The organism is Arenibacter sp. 6A1, from assembly GCF_012272855.1.
Lineage (GTDB): Bacteria > Bacteroidota > Bacteroidia > Flavobacteriales > Flavobacteriaceae > Arenibacter.
This window is the reverse complement of the sequence record NZ_JAAXCQ010000032.1, coordinates 1-21,311: the sequence shown is the minus strand read 5'-3', so window position 1 is coordinate 21,311 and position 21,311 is coordinate 1. Positions and strand designations below refer to the sequence as shown.

At 36.5% G+C, this 21,311-nt stretch carries 13 protein-coding genes; 6 read left to right on the top strand and 7 right to left on the bottom strand.

What is annotated here, in order from left to right; all coding sequences use genetic code 11:
• A partial coding sequence (locus HCG49_RS18065; RefSeq protein WP_205764439.1) for a hypothetical protein occupies positions 1-363 on the top strand: 363 nt, incomplete at its 5' end.
• Between the two features lie 311 nt (positions 364-674).
• On the top strand, positions 675-1,040 hold the full coding sequence (locus HCG49_RS18060; RefSeq protein ID WP_168470883.1) for a hypothetical protein: 366 nt from the start codon (positions 675-677) through the stop codon (positions 1,038-1,040).
• A gap of 165 nt (positions 1,041-1,205) precedes the next feature.
• On the opposite strand, the gene HCG49_RS18055 is transcribed toward HCG49_RS18060, so the two are convergent.
• From HCG49_RS18055 to HCG49_RS18025, 7 genes are all read right to left on the bottom strand, one after another.
• Positions 1,206-2,153 carry an NAD-dependent epimerase/dehydratase family protein gene (locus HCG49_RS18055; RefSeq protein ID WP_168470882.1) on the bottom strand — a complete coding sequence of 316 codons (948 nt, stop codon included), beginning with the start codon at positions 2,151-2,153 and terminating at the stop codon, positions 1,206-1,208.
• Between the two features lie 119 nt (positions 2,154-2,272).
• On the bottom strand, positions 2,273-4,075 hold the full coding sequence (locus tag HCG49_RS18050) for a DUF3472 domain-containing protein (protein ID WP_168470881.1): 1,803 nt from the start codon (positions 4,073-4,075) through the stop codon (positions 2,273-2,275).
• A 49-nt stretch (positions 4,076-4,124) separates the two neighbouring features.
• Positions 4,125-5,765 (bottom strand): alkaline phosphatase family protein, encoded by a 1,641-nt coding sequence (locus HCG49_RS18045; protein WP_168470880.1) that lies wholly within the window; start codon positions 5,763-5,765, stop codon positions 4,125-4,127.
• A 137-nt stretch (positions 5,766-5,902) separates the two neighbouring features.
• Positions 5,903-7,633 (bottom strand): LamG domain-containing protein, encoded by a 1,731-nt coding sequence (locus tag HCG49_RS18040; RefSeq protein ID WP_168470879.1) that lies wholly within the window; start codon positions 7,631-7,633, stop codon positions 5,903-5,905.
• A 21-nt stretch (positions 7,634-7,654) separates the two neighbouring features.
• Positions 7,655-9,139: a SusD/RagB family nutrient-binding outer membrane lipoprotein gene (locus HCG49_RS18035; RefSeq protein ID WP_168470878.1), complete on the bottom strand. Its 1,485-nt coding sequence runs from the start codon at positions 9,137-9,139 to the stop codon at positions 7,655-7,657.
• 10 nt (positions 9,140-9,149) lie between these two features.
• Positions 9,150-12,278 carry a SusC/RagA family TonB-linked outer membrane protein gene (locus HCG49_RS18030; protein ID WP_168470877.1) on the bottom strand — a complete coding sequence of 1,043 codons (3,129 nt, stop codon included), beginning with the start codon at positions 12,276-12,278 and terminating at the stop codon, positions 9,150-9,152.
• 36 nt (positions 12,279-12,314) lie between these two features.
• Positions 12,315-13,685 (bottom strand): Gfo/Idh/MocA family protein, encoded by a 1,371-nt coding sequence (locus HCG49_RS18025; protein WP_168470876.1) that lies wholly within the window; start codon positions 13,683-13,685, stop codon positions 12,315-12,317.
• 307 nt (positions 13,686-13,992) lie between these two features.
• Between HCG49_RS18025 and HCG49_RS18020 the strand changes: the two genes are divergently transcribed.
• The 4 genes from HCG49_RS18020 to HCG49_RS18005 all read left to right on the top strand — a co-directional run bounded on the left by HCG49_RS18020 (position 13,993) and on the right by HCG49_RS18005 (position 21,216).
• Positions 13,993-18,084 (top strand): two-component regulator propeller domain-containing protein, encoded by a 4,092-nt coding sequence (locus HCG49_RS18020; protein ID WP_168470875.1) that lies wholly within the window; start codon positions 13,993-13,995, stop codon positions 18,082-18,084.
• 228 nt (positions 18,085-18,312) lie between these two features.
• Complete coding sequence (locus HCG49_RS18015; protein WP_168470874.1) at positions 18,313-18,582, top strand: N-acetylmuramoyl-L-alanine amidase; 270 nt, start codon at positions 18,313-18,315, stop codon at positions 18,580-18,582.
• 672 nt (positions 18,583-19,254) lie between these two features.
• Positions 19,255-19,428: a hypothetical protein gene (locus HCG49_RS18010; protein WP_168470873.1), complete on the top strand. Its 174-nt coding sequence runs from the start codon at positions 19,255-19,257 to the stop codon at positions 19,426-19,428.
• Between the two features lie 1,107 nt (positions 19,429-20,535).
• Positions 20,536-21,216, top strand: coding sequence for a hypothetical protein (locus HCG49_RS18005; protein WP_168470872.1), 681 nt, complete (start codon positions 20,536-20,538; stop codon positions 21,214-21,216).
• Positions 21,217-21,311 lie beyond the last annotated feature (95 nt).

Here is a 21,311-nt window from a genome sequence, read left to right as displayed (position 1 = left end):
TATAAAAAATTCGGGACGCTGTTGGGCGAATGGAAACCAGCACTTATTAAAGGGGCAGAATTTGCAGCATTAGAATTGAATGCTACCGGTAAAATTGATGGTAATGGCACCTATGAAATAACATTTATTTATACCGACGGAGCCCATAAATTAGAAATTGAAGGCATATCTGTTTATAAAAACAGACAGTTAATTACCGCCGATAAGCATTTGGGAGAAACAGGGACCTCTTCTAATGCGAATTCCTATCATATAAAGATTGATGAATATGAAACCGGAGCAGAATTTAAAATACAGGCTATGGTCAGAGGTGATATAGGGAATGATTCTTATGGCGTTGTTTTTATAAAAAAGAAAGAATAGGAATAAAAGAAGTTTCTAAAAGATACTCTAAAATCGGAAATATTATTGATGTTATTTCGTAAATTTTCGGTTACAACCTATAAAGTGGAGTACATAAAAAGGGGAAAATTCAGAATGGATTCCTCCCTTTTTTGTTTTACTTCAAAAAGCAATATGATTGCTAAAATACTCTATTATAACCGTAATGGAGACATGACCTTTATGAAGGAATAGCTGGGTGTTTTTTTAGAAAAAAGGCTAATAAAAGGATTTCTTTAACTTAAAAATACCATAATTAATAAGTAGGATAGAATTAACTAATTTATAAACACATGAGCAAAAAAAAATTACTTCCACCTTTTTTAATGATTACAATACTTTTGCAATCTTGTACCATAGCACGTATCAGTGGAAAGGCAGCGGTGCCAATGCTATACAATCAACCAACGGAAAAAGTTGAAATAGTAGAACATATTACGGTAAAAAAGAACGTTAATTTTGATTGGACATCTACCTTTGAAATATCAGAAATATTGGCAGATGAGATTGCGGAGAAAAAACCGGATGCCGTCATAAATACCTCGGTTAAGGTTACTACAAGTGTAGACAATTTTTTCCTGAACCTAATAACTTTGGGAATGGCTTGGTCTAGAAAAATAGTGATTGAAGCCGATTTTGTTAAAGAAGCTAAAAATTAAAATTCTAAAATGTTAGGACAATAAGAAAGGGAGAAGCTTTAAGTTTCTCCCTTTTTTTTATGAGTCATGAGTTATAGGGTTTTGTTGTAAAAAGGAGTCTGTTAGTTTAAAATCTTTCGATGCTTAACAGCTTTTTTATTTGGAACCATACCTGACATTTTTAAACTAACGTGTAAACTGTAGTGATGGGTTTAAATTTACGATCATATCTTGTATCATACGCTTTAAGCCATATTTAGGTTGCCAGCCCCAATCTATTCGGGCATCGGTGTCGTCAATACTCATGGGCCAAGAATCAGCAATTTGCTGTCGGTAATCTGGTCGGTAGCGAATCTTAAAATTCGGATATATCTGTTGAATTTCAGAAGCCAATGTCTCCGGAGTAAAACTCATGCCTACAAGATTGTAAGATGTTTTAATTCGTAACATTTCTTTTGGGGCCTCCATTAACTCAATGGTAGCCCTAATAGCATCGTCCATATATATCATTGGAAGCATAGTGTCTGGTCCTAAAAAGCATTCAAACTCTTCTTGGTTGATGGCTTTATGAAAAATATCAATGGCGTAGTCTGTAGTGCCGCCACCAGGTAAAGATTGATATCCAATAATACCAGGATAACGTATAGATCGGATATCTAGTCCGTATTTTTCAGTATAATATTTGGCCCAATTTTCTCCGGCCACCTTGCTCATTCCGTATACGGTAGATGGGGTTAGGTTTGAAGATTGGGGGGTATTGACCCTTTCGACGTTATTTCCAAAAACGGCTATGGAACTTGGATAAAATACCTTTTCTATATTGTGTAATCGGCTTACTTCCAAGACATTGAAAAAAGTTTTCATGTTGATGTCCCAGGTATTTAAAGGGAACTTTTCTCCGTTGGCAGATAAGATTGCGGCCAGATGATATATTTGACTAATGCCTTTGTTTTCCACTAATTTTTGAAGGGCCTCGAAATCGGTAACATCCAATATTTCAAATTGCCCTAAATAATTGGGATTATGGTGTAGGTCGGTAGCAATGATATTATCAGTACCATATTTCTCTTTTAATTTCTCGGTTAGCACAGAACCAATTTGACCGCTAGCTCCGGTTATTAAAATTTTACTCATGCTCGTATGTTTAATTGTTAAAATGATCTTTTTATATATGATATAGTTGGAAGGACCATAATGGACTTTGCTGTTTTATAAAGCAAAGTCCATTGTGGTCTATTTAAATTATAGAACCACTACTTTTTAACAAATAGGTTTAGTTCTGCCAAAGCGGCATTTTTACTTCCATCAAAAGCGGTTTTGACTATAAATTTAAAATATCTAAATTCTTTAGATTCCGAGAGCTCAATATGTTGTTCGGTTTTCTCATTTCGAAGGGTGAAATCACCTAAACTAGTCCAGCTCTTATTGTCTTGGCTCACCTGTATTTCAACATCTTTTACGGTTCTGGAAAGGTTTTGCCTTTGGGTGAATTTTAATCCATCAAAAGTGGTTGTGGCTCCCATATCCACAGTAATGTAATGGGGGTGAGAGGCATCACAGGAAGCCCAACAAGAATGCCAGTAGGTATCTAGGTTTCCGTCTAAAATATGAGCAGCAAGTCCTGTAGATCCTTCGCCGCCCTTATCTTCCTGGGTGCTGTAGTCTATAACTTTCCATGCGGTCCTATCCAAAGATTCATATTCGGGTACTTCAGGTAGTGTCGGAACTTCTAGCTTAGAAAAATCAATAGTAGGGGCTTGCCCTGTGGCGGTTCTTTGTAGGGGAGAATTATGCGTAACCTTATCACTTAAGAAACCACAGTTTTTTAGGTAAAAAGAAGTGGCTTCCGAACCTCCCGCATAATCTAAACGAACACCTTTTTGCCCCGTGTTGTCCGTAGTAAAAATAGCTGAAGTCATTTCATTCCATTGCCCTGTAGTATCGTATACCCATTGGTTGGAGTAATTTGCTTTTCTGCCATTGGCACCTTGTTCGGTATAAAAATTTTCTAAAAATGAGTGTAAACGTGTTAAATGGGCATCAGTACTATAAGGTCTTCTAAAACTTGCCACTAACTTCCATTCGTCAACTTCGGGAGCATAGAAATATGCGGTATAGTCTATAGTGTTGGCTTTTTTAGATTCACCTTTTAACAAAAACTTATAGGTAGTTCCGGCTTTCCATGGAAAAGAAAAATAACTCTGTGCTCCAGAGCCCTCATTACCAAATTCTTTTACGGTAACATCGGATCCGGAACCTAAGGGAATAACCTTATACTCCTCTGGGATATTATTAGGATCTTGGGTGTCATAGGCACTCCAAACTGAAAATAAGACCTTTCTTTCCGTTGTTGAATTCACTTGCATTCCGAAGTATCCAGATGAAAATCCATTAGCCATAAAATAAGAACCAATGTGGTCATTGCCTTCAGGGACAGTCACCTCGTTGTAGAAATAGGTGATGTTCTTTCCAGCAGGCTCTTCGTAGTTTAAATGTACCGATGGACCTCTTCTTCCCCAATAAAACCAATCAGAATTGATAAAACTAATTTTGGAAGACCATTTAGAGCCGCCTAATACTATATCGGATATATCACCAAAGGAATTTCCTTCCTTTTTCAATCCCTCCAATTCTACGTATTGATAGCCAGTTTTAGAAATGTTAAACTTTCCAACGATATGTTTGTCATAATTGGTACTAGGGTTAAAAGTAACTTCTTCGCTCTGATTTTCGACCGTAATTTTTAAGGTAGTGGGCGAAGTAAATTTTGCTAGAAGGCCAATGGAAATAGAACCCGTAGTATGTGCATAGAAATAGGTGCGGATCTTGTTTTTAGAATCGGTCCAGTTTTTTATCCCTCCATCAACTACTATTTTGGAAGTAGCTTCCGAATTATTAAGGACCCAACTGTTTCCCTGACATGGAATATTAAGAATGAGATCAGCAGATTTTACTGCTTTAATTTCCTTTTCGGATGGTGCTTCGGTTTTGTCGCAAGAGTATGGAAGACCTGTCAAAGCTACTATTAGCAGCAACATTGTTTTTATCATTTTCATATTTATAGAATTAATAGAAGTTAAATTTTTTAATGTTAATTTTTTGTTCCTAATCAGAGCATTCCGTTGAAATAATAGACCGCCCATCTAAACTCCAGGAAGGGGAAATGGGAATGCATAAATGGTTAAGAGCGGTAACCATAACGTCTACAGTTCTAGGGGTGTCTTTATAGTTATGTTGTTCAACAACAATTTCTGATTGAACCTTTTCCCATTTAGCCCCGCTAAGGACTGCATGGTTTTTGGATGTACTGTAGTCTTCGATCCGTGTGCCTCGACCATCGTCCATTTTCCAATACCCGATTAAATTTTCAATGTTCTTGTGGGTTTGATCCAATGTAGTACACTGCCATGTATCGATTTCTTCAGGAGCTAATACGGTGTTAAAAATTCTCACTTCGGCTATGGAACCATTAAAATGGTATTTATTGTTGCCGTCGGCACCAATAGTAAATGACAAATCATTGTCTATATTACCGATCGTTGATATGGAAACTTCGTTAGAAAATACACCGTCAATATATACCTTAAGCATTCCATCGCGGTCAAAGGTAGCACTGAGGGTATGCCATTGGTTATCGGTTACTTTAGAAGTTTCTAAATCTGCCCGTTGATTGCCATCTCCAATATTGACTTTAAATTTTTGAGTATTGGTTTTAAAGGAAAAGATATACCCTGGAGTAGTTCCGTTATCCCAATTTTTTTTGCCTACAATATGTACATCGCCAGCATAGTCAGATTTAATACGGCATTCGATAGAAAAATCTTGGGTAGTGCCAAAATTGTATGCCTTATTCTCCGGAATGTTTACAAAACCATCGACATCAAAGTTTAATTCCGTAGAATTTTCCAAACAATCTTTTGAATTAAGGACAGTTGTTTTTGTAGTAGTTTTGCTGATTTTTCTTTTCGCAATACTATCGCCACTTGCTATAATAAAAATGGTGCGCTCCTCGTCAGAATTCCCACCATGGTTATTGGAAATACCACCGTGATCTGTGCTTACTAAAATTAGCCAATCTTCCTTCTCATAAGTTTTTCTGGTCTTTAATGCCGACATGATCTTGCCAATAGATTGGTCTACCGTTTCAATAGCCGAGATATATTTGGGGTTATTGCTACTAAACCCAGTCGAATGCCCGGCATGATCTACATCGTCAAAATGCACAAAAATGGCTGTCAAATCCGTTTCTTTAAGATGGGCTATTGCCTTTCGTTCTACTTCTAGGCTACTATCTGGGACATTAGAAATAATGTCTGCGGTAGAGCGTACAATTTTGGTATTGATAGGGTGCCATTGGGAAACTGAAACAGTTTTATAATTTGAGTCGTATTCTTTTATCCGTTTAAATAAATGAGGGTAATTGCTATGGTTATATCCTTCAAAGGTATTGTCTACGACCTTATGCTTATCTTCCCAAACTCCGGTAAGCATCGAAGTCCATCCTGGACCACTTCTAGTAATTCCGGTATTCCTGGCATCTAAAGAATAGGTGCCATTACTAATTAAATTGTCCAAATGAGGAGTATTAGCAATATCTAAAACATCGGGTCTACAACCATCGATTCCTATGATCAATACCTTTTTGGTCTTTTCGTTCGTATCCGGTGTAGGGGTTTCGGACCTACTGGACTTATGGCAACCGATAAGCGCCATAACCATTAGAATCGTTGTTAGTTTCTTTTTCATTGGGTATTAAAATGTGGTGATATAATAGAAGTTTTTAAATATGTCAAATTGCGTTACTATTAAAACTAATAAGGAGGGGTAACCAATTCCCCTCCCTATTATTAACAAACTCAACTAAAAAACTCAACTAAAAAAAATTATTCATTGTATAAACTGGTCATTTGCTCTGGAGTAAGAACGTAATCATATATGGCAATATTCGCCAATTCTCCTTGAAACCAATCGCCATAGGCCGTTGTGCCGTCCTGTGCCAAATTAATAGGAAAAGAACTGTTCATGTCTCCAATAGAGGACATATCAACACTGCCTACTTCTACACCATCTTGGTAGGCGATGGCGTTGCCATCCCTATCGAAGGTCACAGAAATTAAATGCCATTCGCCATCATTAATGATGTTTCCTTTTATGTCTATTCGGTTGGTCCCATCTCCGGCATTCATTTTCCAAGTGCCTCCGGTATAGGCAAATATGAACCCTTTGTTGGCTCCAGCGGCCCAATTCTTGTCACCTATCATAGATGGATCGCTATTGGTAGCTGTAGTTTTTACCCATAGAGCAACTGTAAAATCATTGCCATATCTAAAATCCAATTTAGAATCATCGGTTATAGTAGAATATCCATCGGTACCATTATAGCTAAAAGTATATTTGTTAGCATCAACCCCAATAGTTGTTCCACCTTGGTTGGTAACAGCAATATTAGAAGTACTTCCGTTTTGAGTGTGTAATTTAACTCCGGTTTTAACACCAGAAAGCTCAGCTACTTCAGAGGCACTTAATGCATAATCGTATATATAGGTTTCTCCTATACTTCCTTGATACCAAGCGCCATAAGAACCGGTTCCGTCCTGTGCTAAATGAATAAGGTTTCCGCTTTCCATGCTTCCTATAGCGGACATGTCCGTACTGCCTGCAACAACTCCATCTTCGTAAATTGTAGCGTTGCCATCACGGTCAAAGGTGGCCATTAAAAAATGCCATTCTCCGTCATTGATAGCATTGCCACTTACATCGATTCTATTAGCACCATCTCCTGCATTTAATTTCCAACCACTATTGCCGGTAAATGCAAATACAAATCCTGGATTAGTGCCACTGCCCCAATCTTTATCCCCAATAATGGAAGGGTCACTGTTGGCGGCGGTGGTGTTTACCCATATACCAACGGAAAAATCTTCAGTATACCTGAAATTTAATGATCCGTTATCCGTAATTTCCACTTTGTCAGAGGCTCCGTTAAAGGTAAGGATAGAACCTACTTTTGGATCCTTTACCCTAGAAGAGACTTCATCCTCTGTGGGTAACCCGATAATTTCGCCTACTTGTTTTTTAAGGTAAACAAAAAAGTCTACGGGTATACTAGTGTCTTTTACCTTTACATGTTTAATTTCAAAAAAGGAAGCTCCTATAGAACCGTCTTCAAACAGGATTTCGAACTTCAATACGGCCTTGTCTCCTATTTGTATTAAACCTAGCTTTTCTAAAGTGGTTTCAAAATCAGCGCTGATGTATTGCTGATTAACAGTGTTAAATTCGGTGATAGTTTCTAAAAGAGAAAGATCCTTTCCTAATAACACTTTTACCTCTAAAGGTTTTTTTAAAGAGACCAGAGCTAAATTTATTGGTTGACCCTCACTATACGACTCCTTTTCCTTTGGGTTGTAACTTAACCCTTCTAGTTCTTCTTCGGTATACGCTTCTCCTGTTATGGGGTTGGGATGCGAAATATAGAATTCAAAATTTTCTGTATAGCGCTGATCCTGCCAACCTTGTTCGTCTTCGGAACAACTTAGAAAAAATAAAATACTACATGCCGCAAATAATTTATAGGCAAATGTGAGTGGTAATATGGTTGTTATTTTCTTCATAATAATGTAGTTATTTTAGGTTTAGTCTTGGATTAGCCACATAACTTGATCCCTGTCATCTATTTCATTTCCGAACTGTGATCTTAGGGCAGCTCGATAATTTTCACGGTTATCAGAGTCTTCCGCCGATGGATAGGCCCAACGTAGCGGTAGTTTTTCTACATTGTTTTGGCTAGAAAAAGCAAATTGAGGTACTCCAGTTCTTCGGTTTAAAAAGAAGCCTTCCCACCTAGAGTTTTCGGCAAAGACAAGGTACATTTGTTCATGAATTCTCTGTAGCCCTTGAGCACCGGCAACATATGGTGCCTCTATGGTAAGATAGTTAGTGATGGCTTCGGCAGTCACTCCATAGTACTCCATGGAAGCCGATACCCCATTATCATAATGAACCTTGGCGTCATTTGTTATCCATCCTCTATGGGCAGCTTCTGCAATATTTAATTCTTGTTCGGAATATCCTAGGAAAACGGATGGTTGCCCTACATAATTCCAAAATCGCTCTTCATTTGGGTACGATAAATCACCGTTGACCCTTTTAATACTGTTAGAAGCGGTAGAGGCAGCAATATCTGCTCCCTCGTATGCATTAAAATCAGCTCTAACAGCAGCCTCATCCGGGTTAGCCGCCAAGGCATTAGGGGTTGGGTCTGCAACCTTAAACAGCCTTGGGTCTTTATTGTTTTTCAATAAATCGATATAAGTTTTTCCTAATACGATATCAACCCTATAGGCGGCATTGTCGGGGTTGTAAGGGCCTCTAAAACCATCCTTATCTTGATGTAAAATTTGCATATTATCATCCGAACTAGCCATCAAAGGATAGGTATTTGGATTATTGATGATATTAGCAAAGCGTTCGGCAACGTTAATCCCTCCATCATTGGCCCTTTTACTCAAAGAGACCAATACCCTAAGGGTATAACTGTTTATTGCCTTTTGCCAAAGTCGAAGATTACCGTTGTAATAAAAATCTCCGTCTAAGATATAAGTAGGGTTTGTGCTGATAAATTGACCCAATTCCAAATTCGCTTCATTTAACCAGTTAAGGGATTGCTCGTAAACCGATTTTTGAGTATCATATTTAGGTTGAGGGTTATCGGCTCCTTTCATAGCCTCGACAAGAGGTACATCTCCAAGTTCCCTGCTCATATCAATATAGTAATATGCCTTTAAAAATTTGGCCAAAATGCCATAGACTGGGGCACCGGACTTTTCAGACTCTTCCACCATTTTATTAATATCCCTTAAATAGCCATAATTGAACCCCCCGTTGCCAAAACGGTAGTCTACGGGGGTGCCATCAGAGTTGTTACGGATATGGTATTGTGCAAAAGAATAACTGTCCGTAAAGGCAGAAATCGGTTTGGGAACAACACTGGTGAACAATAGGCTAGGGGGGACAGAAACCGGATCATTGGGGTTTTCCCTAAGGTCGTCATATTTCATACAGCTACTGATCGACAAAAAACCGAACAATAGTACTATTGAGTTTCTTATTTTTTTCATTTTATTATTTTTAAAATTGTAGGTTGATGTTAAACCCATATGTTCTTTGTGATGGGAATTGCAAATTGGTAGACCCTCTACTTACAGTATATGTGTCTAAATCTCCATAAGTATGGTCTTTGGTCCAGTAAAGAAGGTTTCTACCCACTACAGAAACAGAAGCAGTGTTCAGGAAGGTCTTCTTTAATAATGAACTAGGAAGGTCATACGTCAAGGTTACTTCTCGTAATTTCACAAAGGTTTTTTCAATGATATTGCTTTCATAGGCTGCTTTATAAGATTGAGCCCATGACTGGTAATCTATACGAGCACTGCTTTCTTCAAAAACCCTAGTGTCGTCTACTACATTCCCTTCTGGATCATAGGATAAACTTCCGCTTACCACAGCGACCCCTGGAATTTGCATGGTCTTGGCATCCCCACCGTTCGCATAGGCGATATTGGACAACTCTCTTTCTGGATGTACTGAGTTTGGATGAGAGCCGGAACGCCATAAATCCCTTTCATAGCGATCTAGCGTTGTTCCACCAACACGAGCATCCAACAAAAAGGAAAGGGAGATGTTTTTATAGTTTAAAGAGTTACTAATACTAGTAGTAAAATCGGCCTGAGTATTTCCTAAGTTTCGGTATATTTCAGTTCTTTTAGGTAAGCCATTAGACTGAATAACCAATTGCCCGTCTGGAGACTTTTCCCATTCGTAATACCAAAGATCATCAAGAACTCCTCCAACAAAGGTTCTACCTTCTTTTTCTGGCTGGGTACCATCTGGTAATGGCGGTAAAGAAGTAAGATAATCTTTGTAAGAACTAAAGTTAATTAGGGTTGTCCAATTAAAATTATCGCTTCTAACAGGAGTTATGTTAACCGTAAAATCGTAACCACGTCTTTGAGTGGTTCTTCCGTTTTCGCGAATTCCGCTGAAACCTGAGGTTTGGGAAAATCTTTGTGTAAAAATTTGGGGCCCATAATTGTTCTCAAAATAAGAAGCTTCAAAGCCAAACCTATTTTTAAAGAATTTAGCCTCTATTCCATACTCATATGAGGTATTGAATGAAGGTGAAATATTGGGATTGTCTATGACACTAGGATAAGAGGCTACCGGTAAATCTCTGTATCGACCTCCTGTATTATACGCGTTTACAGCATCGTAAATGCCTAAATCTCCACCTACCTTTGCATAGGCAGTTCTTAATTTTAGAAAATCAATTGCCTTTGGCAAAGTGAATATTTCGTGCAATAGGGTGCTAGCATACACTGAAGGATAGAAAAAAGTATCATTTTTAGCAGGCATGGTAGAAGATTTGTCTACCCTTCCGGTAACTCCAAAGAAAAATAAATTCTTATACCCAAGGTCCAAGGTAGCATAACCACTGCTTACTCCTTTTTCTTGTTTTGTACTGCTAGGGGTTACCTGATCGGCCGAATTATTTAACTTAAATATTCCAGGAACTACCAATTGTGTAGTTTCAGCATAGGAAGAGTTGTAACTGTAATACCTTTGGTTAGCACCTAAAGTACCATCTACCGATAAATCTTTTCCAAAGAAATCATTCTTATAGGTTAATAAAAAGTCGGTATTGGATTCAAAAATATTATCTTGAAAATGACGGTATCTTCCTCCACGGTCTGGAATGTCGTAGTTATAAATATCAACGGCAATTTCTTGATCTACTATTCTAGAATCTGTAGTTAAATTGGTTCTGGCAGAAAGATTAAATTGATCATTGATTTTATAATTCAATTTTAAAAATCCAAGTACATTATTTCGGGTATATGGCTTTTTAAAACCATGAGCAAATGCATATGGGTTGTTATACCTCCAATTCTCTACGAATCGTTGCTTAATACCTTCTTTTCCAGGTTCCCAGAAATCCTTGAAATTTCTGATATCATAATGCGCTCCACCCCAAACAGCTAAAGTATAGATAGGGGAAGTAGGACCGTAATCTGCCCTAGGCGCATTGTTAGCATATTGGTAGTTATGCTGTAAGGAACCTTCTGCAGAAACTTTTTCGGACAAATTTAACAGCCCTCTTACTCTAAAGGTGTTTACATCTAATTTAGCACCCGGAACAGAAGCTTTGGAGTACTTGTAGGAATTGGAAATGGTAAAATTGCCAATCTCGCCTTTTGATTGTACTGATATATTATTGGAGCTTACAATTCCTGTTTCCATAAAATTCCCAAGGTTATCCTTGCCTCTGGATACCCATGGTGTTGGTTGGCGGATGCCCGTAACCGGATCTACAGGGGAATCAAATTGTGGAAGTAGCCTTCCGTCGAATTTTGGCCCCCAAATATTGTAGTCAAAATCGTTCTTACCCTTACTTCCAGGAGCACCAGTGTCAAATTCATAGATGCCTGCATTTCCTGGACCATATTGTGTTTGAACCTTTGGGATTCTGGTAAAATCGCCCTGAAACGTAGTAGAGGAATTTACAGAAATTGTGGTTCCTTTGGCCGCATTGCTGCCAGACTTAAGCGTAATTTGTATCGCACCGTTTAACCCCAAAGAACCGTACAAAGCAGAAGCGGATGCAGCTTTTAAGACAGATATATTTTCAATATCGTCAGAACTGATGTTCCACATATCGGTGGTAGGGTTAGGGACGCCATCAATAACGATTAGAGGCTTGCTTCCTCTAAGGTAGATGCCAGGATCCGAGAAAAACCCATTGCTGTTAACAATGGTAAGGCCTGCGACCTTTCCGGTAAGGGATTCTACCACATTCGGAGCAATTGCTTTTTGTAATGACTCTCCCTTCACTTCTTGAACAGCATAGCCAATACGCTTTTTCTCTTTTTTAATTCCTAGGGCCGTCACCACAACCTCTTCCAATTGGTTGTTGTCTGGTTGTAAAGCTATAGAGAGCTCTTTTTGATAGCCCAAGGTAATCTCTTCGGTTTTATATCCTAGATAGGATACTAGCAAGATTTTTCCAGGAGCGACCTCAATAGAAAACTTCCCATCGAAATCTGCCGATACTCCGTTAGAAGTACCTTTAATAACTACCGAGGCTCCGGGTAACGGGCCTCCGTTTTCGTCATAAATGGTCCCGTTGACCATTCTTTCTTGTGCATAGGAATAGCATATTCCGAGCATAAAGATTAGAAAATAACTAATTGATTTTCTCATAAAGTTTAAATTGGTATTTAGTTAAAATGAAATTTTTTAAAAAGTATCCTTGATCCAATTATAAGGCTGGCGATTAATCCAATTTCCTCGTGTAAAATCGGGGAAGTCTTGCGGGGCGCCGTTATTTTCAAGAGAAAGTTCAGACAAAGGAGTAATGGCACTCCATGCTGCAGCATCATAAGCGTCCATAGGAGGGGCTATGTTTTGTTTGGCCGATTCTACAAAGGCATTCAATACAAAAAAGTCTATTCCGCCATGTCCGGCTTTTTTGGCACTGGCTCCAAATTTTTCCCATAAAGGATGGTTGAATTCTTTAATGTATGTATCCATATCTTCCCAGCGATGATTTGGAGAACGGCCTTCAATGTGAATTCTTTTAGTATGGTAATCGAATTCCGAAATACCATTGACGCCTTGTACCCTAAACCCTAAAGAGTAAGGCCTTGGTAGATTACAATCGTGAGTAACGATAATGGTTTCTCCCTTGGCGGTTTCAATAGTGGTGGTGATCACATCGCCTTGTTTCCATTTTATTTTGGCATTTGGATGGTCTGGTCCTCCGTTTGGGTGGTTTACAATATAATTGTGAAGTCCCAAGGGTTTGGAGGCATGGGAGGTAAGGGAAACCAATCTGTTGCCTCTATTGACATCGGCCATAACAGCCACTGGTCCCAAACCATGGGTAGGATACACGTCGGCATTGCGTAACAAGGAATGCTGGGTGCGCCATTTCGCTTCTGACAGTCCTTTTTCGCCAAACTCTACACCGCCTCCATAGGGTTGTTTGCCGTCATTGAATTTTACGGCCCTAAGATCGTGTTGGTAACCACATCTGAAGTGAGAGAGTTCTCCAAAAAGGTTTTGTTTTACCATGTTTAGCACGGCTAAAACATCCTGACGGTAATTAACGTTTTCTAGGATCATTAATTGAGATCCGGTTTGTTCGTGGGTATTGACCAAATCCCAGCATTCTTCCAAAGTATTGGCTGCAGATACCTCTAATCCAGTGTATTTTCCTGCTTTCATGGAATCTACTGCCATCTTGGTATGCCAAAGCCATGGGGTGGAAATAATGACCGCATCAACATTTTTTAATGCTAATAGGTTTTTGTAATCTTCATTGTTTTTTCCGAATACTAATGGTTTCTTAAAGCCTGCATCAGAAATTTTCGTCAGCCCTAATTTAATCCGTTCCGGATCCGTGTCGCAAATAGCGGTGATATTGACATCCTTTCTGTTCAAGGCATTGTTTAAGTGATCGGTGCCTCTTAAACCAATACCAATAAAGGCTAAGTTTAATTTTTCATTGGCCTTGGCTTGTATCGCTCCAAAGGATACATTAGGAATTAGGGATAATCCACTCCCGGCCAAAATCGACTTTTTAACAAAATCTCTTCTTGAATTCATAATTCTTTAATTGATGTTTTTAATTGGCTTAAACTGAAAAACCTTTTTCCAAAATTGTTTTATTTTTTTTACTTATTATCCTTGTTATTAGGCATATAAGTGGTGATTTTAGGATAAAATGGAGGGTTGCGGAAAATGTCGTCCTTTATGAAGAATATGACCACCTAATTTTGGGTTTTGGAGAATTTAAGAAGGATACTAATAGAGGTATTATTGATATATTTACAGTAAAAATCGATTTAGCTTTATAGATAAGTTGGTTTTGTTTTCAGATATTTTATATGTCATAATCACTAATAATGGAAAAATGGTATTTAGCAAGTCATTAAATATTTTAATAGTAATTATTTTTTATAGCCTTGGTTTGTGCGCCCAAAACAGTGTTGGATTTAGGCATGTCTCCGCAGTAGTAGACAATAAAGTCTTGAATATTTCCAATACCACACAAGATCTTTTAGGGAATATTTGGATGGTTTGTTATAGTGGTATATTGGTATATGATGGATATTCCTTTGAATTAACTTCCAATGAATCTATATTCTCTTCGAAGAATATTAAGGAAAAAGTAGATAACTTGGTGAGAGATCAGGAGGGGAATATGTGGTTGTTGTCAAATCAGGGACAGGTGGTTCGGTACAATTTTAAGAAGGGAAATTATGAGGAAATAAATGAAAGTCTGTTAAGAGGGGAATTGATTACAGCAATTTTTAACAAAGGAAAAAGTCTTTGGTTAGCTTCGGATAAGGGAAGTATATATCGTTTTAAAGATTCGAAAATGGAACTAATAACCAAAGTTGCCAAGATAAGTTCTTCCTTAAATAAAATCGTCGATATAGAAATACGAGACACCACTGGGCTTTATTTAAGCACTGCCGATGGTAAGGTTTTTGATTATTCATTAAAGTCAAAAGAATTTAGTGAAGTGGTGGGGCCTTTTACGGGGTTTCCTGGAAAAGTAAGGTTGCATGCCGACGAGCATAATCGTTTGTGGATAGGAACGGAGACCTATGGGCTTTTTGTTTATGATATGGAAACCAAATCTTTTATACAAGATCAATTTCTTAATAAAGAAAGGTATTCTATTGATAATGAATTAATATTGGATCTTTTTGGGGACAGTAAAGGAAATGTTTGGGTGGGTACCGATGGAGGTGGATTGTATAGGGTAGATTCAAATACTGGAACTATTGATCGATTTACAAAAAATGATTTCAGTGAATTTTCCTTAAGCAGTAATACTATCTTGCATATCAGTGAGGATAATCACCATAATATATGGATTTGCACCAATTATGGAAGGATAAATGTATTACCTTCTAATGACAATAATATATTTTATCATCCCGGATCTAAGGATGGAAAAACACACAGAGTTTTAAGTATTTATAGAACAAAGGGCGGAACCCTTTGGTTGGGAACGGATGGAGACGGGATAACCAAAATAGAGTTCCATCAAGATAGTATTACCAAAGAATTCCAATATTTTAAGGAGAATGGCCATGAAAAAGGATTTTACATTCAAAGTATTGCCGAAGATGAGAGAGGTAATATGTGGTTTGGCACTTATAAAAATGGCCTATGGCATTACGATATAAAAAAAGATAGGTTTAAAAAAATAAAGCTTTACAATGTTAAAAAGCACGAAGGCACAGATGTTAGGACTGTTTTTAAGGATAGTAAGGGTCGTATTTGGATAGGTTCCAATATTCAAATCAATGTCTATTCCGATGCTATGGAATTATTGGCATGTTTTGATAACAATTCCCATGGCTTAAATGGTACTATTGTAGAAAGTATTTATGAGGACCACAATGGTGTTATCTGGTTGGGCTTATATGAAGGAGGACTATTTAATTTTAATGAAAATCTAAGCGATCTCAGCCACTCATCTTTTACGGATCATTCTTTTGATCAGCATGGAAATAGAATTAATAATGCTGCAAGGTCTATAACACAGGTGACAGAAGAAGAACTTTTGTTAATAGGCCAAAGAGGGACATTGTTTCAATACAATATAACCAATAATACTTTTATCAATTTTGAGCAACTAAAGAACATTCCACATCAAAATTTCTCGGCCATCTTAATGGAAGATAAAGATAATATTTGGCTAAGTTCAACCGGAGGAATCTCTCACTTGAACCTTAAGAATGATTCTTTAACAAATTATTATGCTGCGGACGGTTTTCAAAGCGATGTGTTCACCTTAAGAAGTTCTTTTAAAGATGATGAAAATAGGCTCTATTTTGGAGGGATGAGAGGAGTCAATTATTTTAACCCTGAGAAATTACAAAAACAAACCAAAGAGGCAACCTTACAGATCAAGGAAATTGAAGTTCTTAATCAACCAGCACACGTATTAATTCCGGATCAGGTGCAAAGTGGCAATACCAATGTTCGTAATTTAAATTTAAAGAATAACCAATCCTCTTTTTCTTTTAAGTTTTCAGCCATCGGAGATATTCTTAATCCTAAGTTTCATTATGCCTATAGGTTAAAAGGCTTTAATAAAGAATGGATAGATAGCCGTCCCGAACGAATGGCTACATATACCAATATTCCTCCTGGGAATTATACGTTCGAAGTAAAGGCAGGGACCAAAAAAGGAATTTGGGATATCCCTGTGCAACAGATAGCAATTAGTATAGCTCCCCCGTTTTGGAACAGTTGGGGTGCCTATATTGTTTATTTCATTTTTTTGCTTTTTGTCGGACTAAGTATAAGTCGCTGGTTATTGTTGCGAAGAAAATATTTTTTTGAAAGCGTAATACATAAAAAAGAAAAGGAGCTGAATGATTTAAAAATGAATTTCTTTACTAAAATGTCGCACGAGATACAGACGCCTATTACCTTAATATTAAGCCCATTGGATGAAATGTTGAGTTGGGCAGAAAAAAACGGTAATTTATTATTGAAGGAACGTATAGAAATCATTTCCTATAATGCGCAACGCCTATCAAAGATTGCAAGGGAGTTAACATTAGTTAGAAATAAGGAGTTAAATCGGTTAAGGTTAACTGTAACAGAAAATAATTTATATCAAGATATTGAAAATATTACTGGTTCGTTCAAGGAGTTAGCAAGAAAAAAAAGAATCGATTTTGTAATTAATTGCCCTAAAAACTTATCTGGAGTATGGTATGATCGTCAGAAAATAGAACATGTAGTATATAACCTCCTTTCCAATGCCTTTAAATTCACCCCTAAAGAGGGAAATATTAGTTTGAATATCGTCCCAATTAATGATAAAAAATCGATTAAACTATCTGTGAGCGATTCCGGAAGTGGAATTCCTCAGGGAGAATTAGAGAATATTTTCGAGTTGTTCTATCAATCCCAATCAGGGAAGACCACTCAGGAGGGCACTGGTATCGGTTTGGCGCTGAGTAAAGAGATTATGGATTTGCATCATGGCAAAATTGAAGTAGAATCAACCGAGGTAGAAGGGACAGTGTTTACTATTACTTTGCCGATTACAGAAGACGCTTATCAGGATTATGAAAGAATAACAAGCAGCTTGCCACAAGAAGCAATAGCGGAAAATGGCCCTATGGAAAATAGTATAGAATTTGAAAATGATATGCTTGATTCTAAAACTAAAACCGTGTTACTAGTAGAAGATAATTATGATTTACAGATGTTTCTAAAAGAACTTTTGAGTAAATTTTACAATGTTATTGTAGCGGAGAATGGTGAGGAAGGGTTTTATTATGCGAAAAGTAATCTTCCTGATTTAATTCTAAGTGATGTCATGATGCCCCTATTAGATGGAGTAGAAATGTGCAAAAGACTTCAAAAGGATGAATTGACCAAACATATCCCTATAGTTTTGCTCACTGCTAAGTATTCTACGAATGCGAAAATATTAGGACTTAAAAGTGGCGCCATAGAATATATTAATAAGCCTTTTAATACAGGTGAGTTGCTTCTTAAAATACAGAATATTATATCTTCTAAAGAAAACATTATTCAAAAATATCGTAAGGAAGTTATCAGTCATCCAGAGGTGGGTTTAGAGAAATCTCAAAATGAGCTGTTTTTAGAAAATCTTGTGACCCAAATTGATAAAAGAATGAAAGATCCTCATTTAAAAATGGAAGACTTGGCCGAGTCTCTAAATATGGGGTATTCTAGTTTATATAGAAAATGTCAGTCTGTAACGGGGAAAAGTTTGGTGGAATTTGTTCGTTTACTGCGATTGAAGAAAGCTGCCATATTAATCACTAAATATGAGCATACTATTTCTGAGGCCGCATGTAACACTGGATTTAATGACCCAAAGTACCTTTCTAAATGTTTTAAAAACCACTTTAATAAAACACCTGGAAAATTTAAAAAGGAAGCTTTGGAAGAAGGGGTAGAGGTCTATTTAAAACGGTATAAATTAGAAGACGTTTAAATCCTTTTCAAAAATAAGCAAGAAATTGTGGGAATTCAAAATCCAAAGAAAAGTGGGGAGGCTAAAAATGACGTCATGCGCTTAACCCAAAATAATTTGTGTGATTTTAGAATTAAAATAAGTTTTTATGACAATTAATTCTTCAAATTATTGTTATAAAGCCTATCTAAAAAATTTAAAACTGTTCTAATTTGTATTGAATTTTATTTCCAGCATCCTCACGTTAAAATGAATCTGAAGCTTCTAATAGAATCGGAGAACTTGGCGAGGACAATTTTATTGGAGTTCGATATTTCCCTAGGCTTAAAAATAAGGGGAAGGAAATATGCCAATTTTCAAGTGCTCAGGAAAACCCAATTAACAAGTCCGGCCGTACTTTTGGAACTTGGGTTTTTATCCAATGCTGATGAAGCTTTACATAGCACTAGGAAATCGAGTATTTCAGGGTATGCCATGGCTATATTTCAATCTTTGGTAAATGATGTTGATGGGTATTAGTATCAAAAAATAAGTAAAGCCTTGTTTTTTCTTTTTAAGAACTCCTATAATAGGAATCCAAAGTCAATTCCTGAACTTATTTGTTTTCTTTATAGTTTTATGAAACCAAATGTAGGTTGTTATTTTTTTATGGGATTTATGGTTTTATATTGTAGAACTTTCATCTTTCCTAATCGCGTTTCTTTGGTCAAACGTGTTTATATCAGGAACAATACTTCTATTTAGTCTAATTTCCCATGGAAATACCAACCCATCTGGGATCGTATTTAAAAAACATTACGCCCTAAGTTTTACTTCCTACAACAGTTACCTTAGTATGAAGCATGTAAAAAAATATAATCGGGAAGAGTTTATGTAAGAATAACACTATATAATCCGTGATAACGGTATGCGAAAGACTAAAATACTGCCTTAGTTTTCTTTCCCCACATTTTTTAGAACAAAATAGGTGTCCATTTTTAATTTAAACATCATGAAAAACAACACAGAATATAGTTTAGTAAATAGATGGCAAGCCTGAATACTAGCAACTAAGCGGTTGTTGTAGTTTTTTACTAAAAAACCAGGTGTCTATATTTAATTTAGACACCGCTTAGCCTATTTTCTATGCCATATCATCTATGCTTTCAGGTTTTCTTTGATGTCTTAAAATAATCAAGCATAATCTAAATTATGAAAAAGAAAAATCGGCAAGTAATAGCAACCTTCTTATTGCTCCTCCTTTTTGGAGTAAGTATAGTATCAGCCCAATCTAGGGATTTGGTCGTTATCGATCATGCCAATAAGCAAATACCCGAAGTACTATCCAAACTACCATCAGGTGTTTCAATTAGCATTGCTCGATAAAGCATTTGTAAGATTAACTTAAATAATCTAAAACACGGACATTTTAACTGGTAAATAACTCGTTTTAACAAAAATAAATCTTACGTAATAGTTATATTTTTCTTAAAGTAATGTGTAGTAAATAACCTTTGAAGTTATATTTAGAAAAATTAAACACAATAAAAGATTAAAAAGTATGAAAATATATTCATTTAAGTTTTTAGAGGCAGTAATCGGCACTCTTTATTAATGGACTTTAATAATTTATGTTATATGAAGAAAATTCCAATTTTAGCTATGGCTATTTTTTTGGCTTTTAAAGTAAATGCCAAGTAGGAATAGGGATTCCTGACGCAAATGACGTGACTTTGTTAGAGATAAAAGCAGACAATTAAAGGAGGCTTTTTGCCCACAGAAAAACTAATCAGTACAGAAACTTTTACTCCTATTGTTGGATTAGAAGTAGAGAGTTTACCTATCTATAATACAGGACAGTCTCTAGATTTTGATGCGGTTGAAGCTGTTTATATTGACTTTTATTAATGTCAGAATAGGAAGTGGAAACGTGTCTTTAATAAAGAAGATTTATATATGGCTAGAGAGAACCTTGGTGACACACACCTACAATAAGTCTATTGAGCAAATTCATTACTTTATTAATTATGTAGCTCAACTAACCCAAACAATAAAGACGAAAATGGGAACCTAATTGTAACAGAGAGTCATTCTGTTGTGGTATGGGATGGATCCGTTAAGTAATTTTTGTAGTTACTTATGATGCTACAAGTGGAGAATATGAGAAAAAAACTGGCTGATTTAGGTAGATTGGTTGCTGGGATTGAAACAAACCTTAGGGACACCAAATAAATTTTAAATGCATAAACTTTTAGAGATACCGGGATGCTAAGTTTGTATCAACCTACTTACTGTCTGGCACTATTCTGAAACTTGGCAAGTATTGGAGCTACATTTACATACGTGTTCTCCCTCCAAAGACCATTAGTTTTAAGGGTGATACCTTGTTTTTAATTTCTTATTATAGTTTAATGATGGCTGTTCAAAAGTATAATTAGCTCTTGTTCAAAAAATAATATTTAATAGTTTTAATAAAAAAATACTGGTTTTCATATGATGAGATGGTCAACATTTATTATAGTTTTAGCCTATCTCCAATGTTTCTCTCAAAATGTTGCTTATGATAGTTTGTACAATAGTATAACTAAAGAATTATTATCCACTAGCCCAGTAAAGGCTTTATTATCTACAGAACATCTTTACAAAATTTCTAGCAGTGAAAGAGAGCATATGAGTGCCTTACTTCTTCGAGCCTGGATTTTACGACAACATGGATTAAAGAATGAGGCCATTAAGCTTATTAGACAAGCTGATGGTATCTATACTAATAATTTTTGTATAGCGAGTCTAAACGGATTTCTTTCTACATTGTATCGTGAAAACGGCATTACTTGGTTAGGGAAAAGAGCATTAAACAAAGCAATTGAAGCTAGTAAAAAAATAGAACGTAATGAAGATTCATTCAGGTTTCAGGGTAATCTCCAACAAGAGCTAGCATATTATGCAATGGAAGAAGGAGAACAGGAAAAAGCTATAGCTTCTCTACAACTAGGGAAAAATTATTTTAATAAAATTGAAAGAGATAGTACTATTCTGTTCCATTTATCGGTAACTAATGAACTAATAGGAAAAAATCATCTACGCTTGCAAAATGTAGACTCAGCTTTTTTCTACTTCAGAAAAGCAAGAAATGGAATTCTAAACTCAATATATTCAAAAAGTTGTAAACGGTAATTACAAATACATAGAATTTGGTAAATAAGAATACATAGAATTTGGCAACAATAGTACATAGTTAAAGCTCATTGGGGCATGCCCCAATGAGCTAA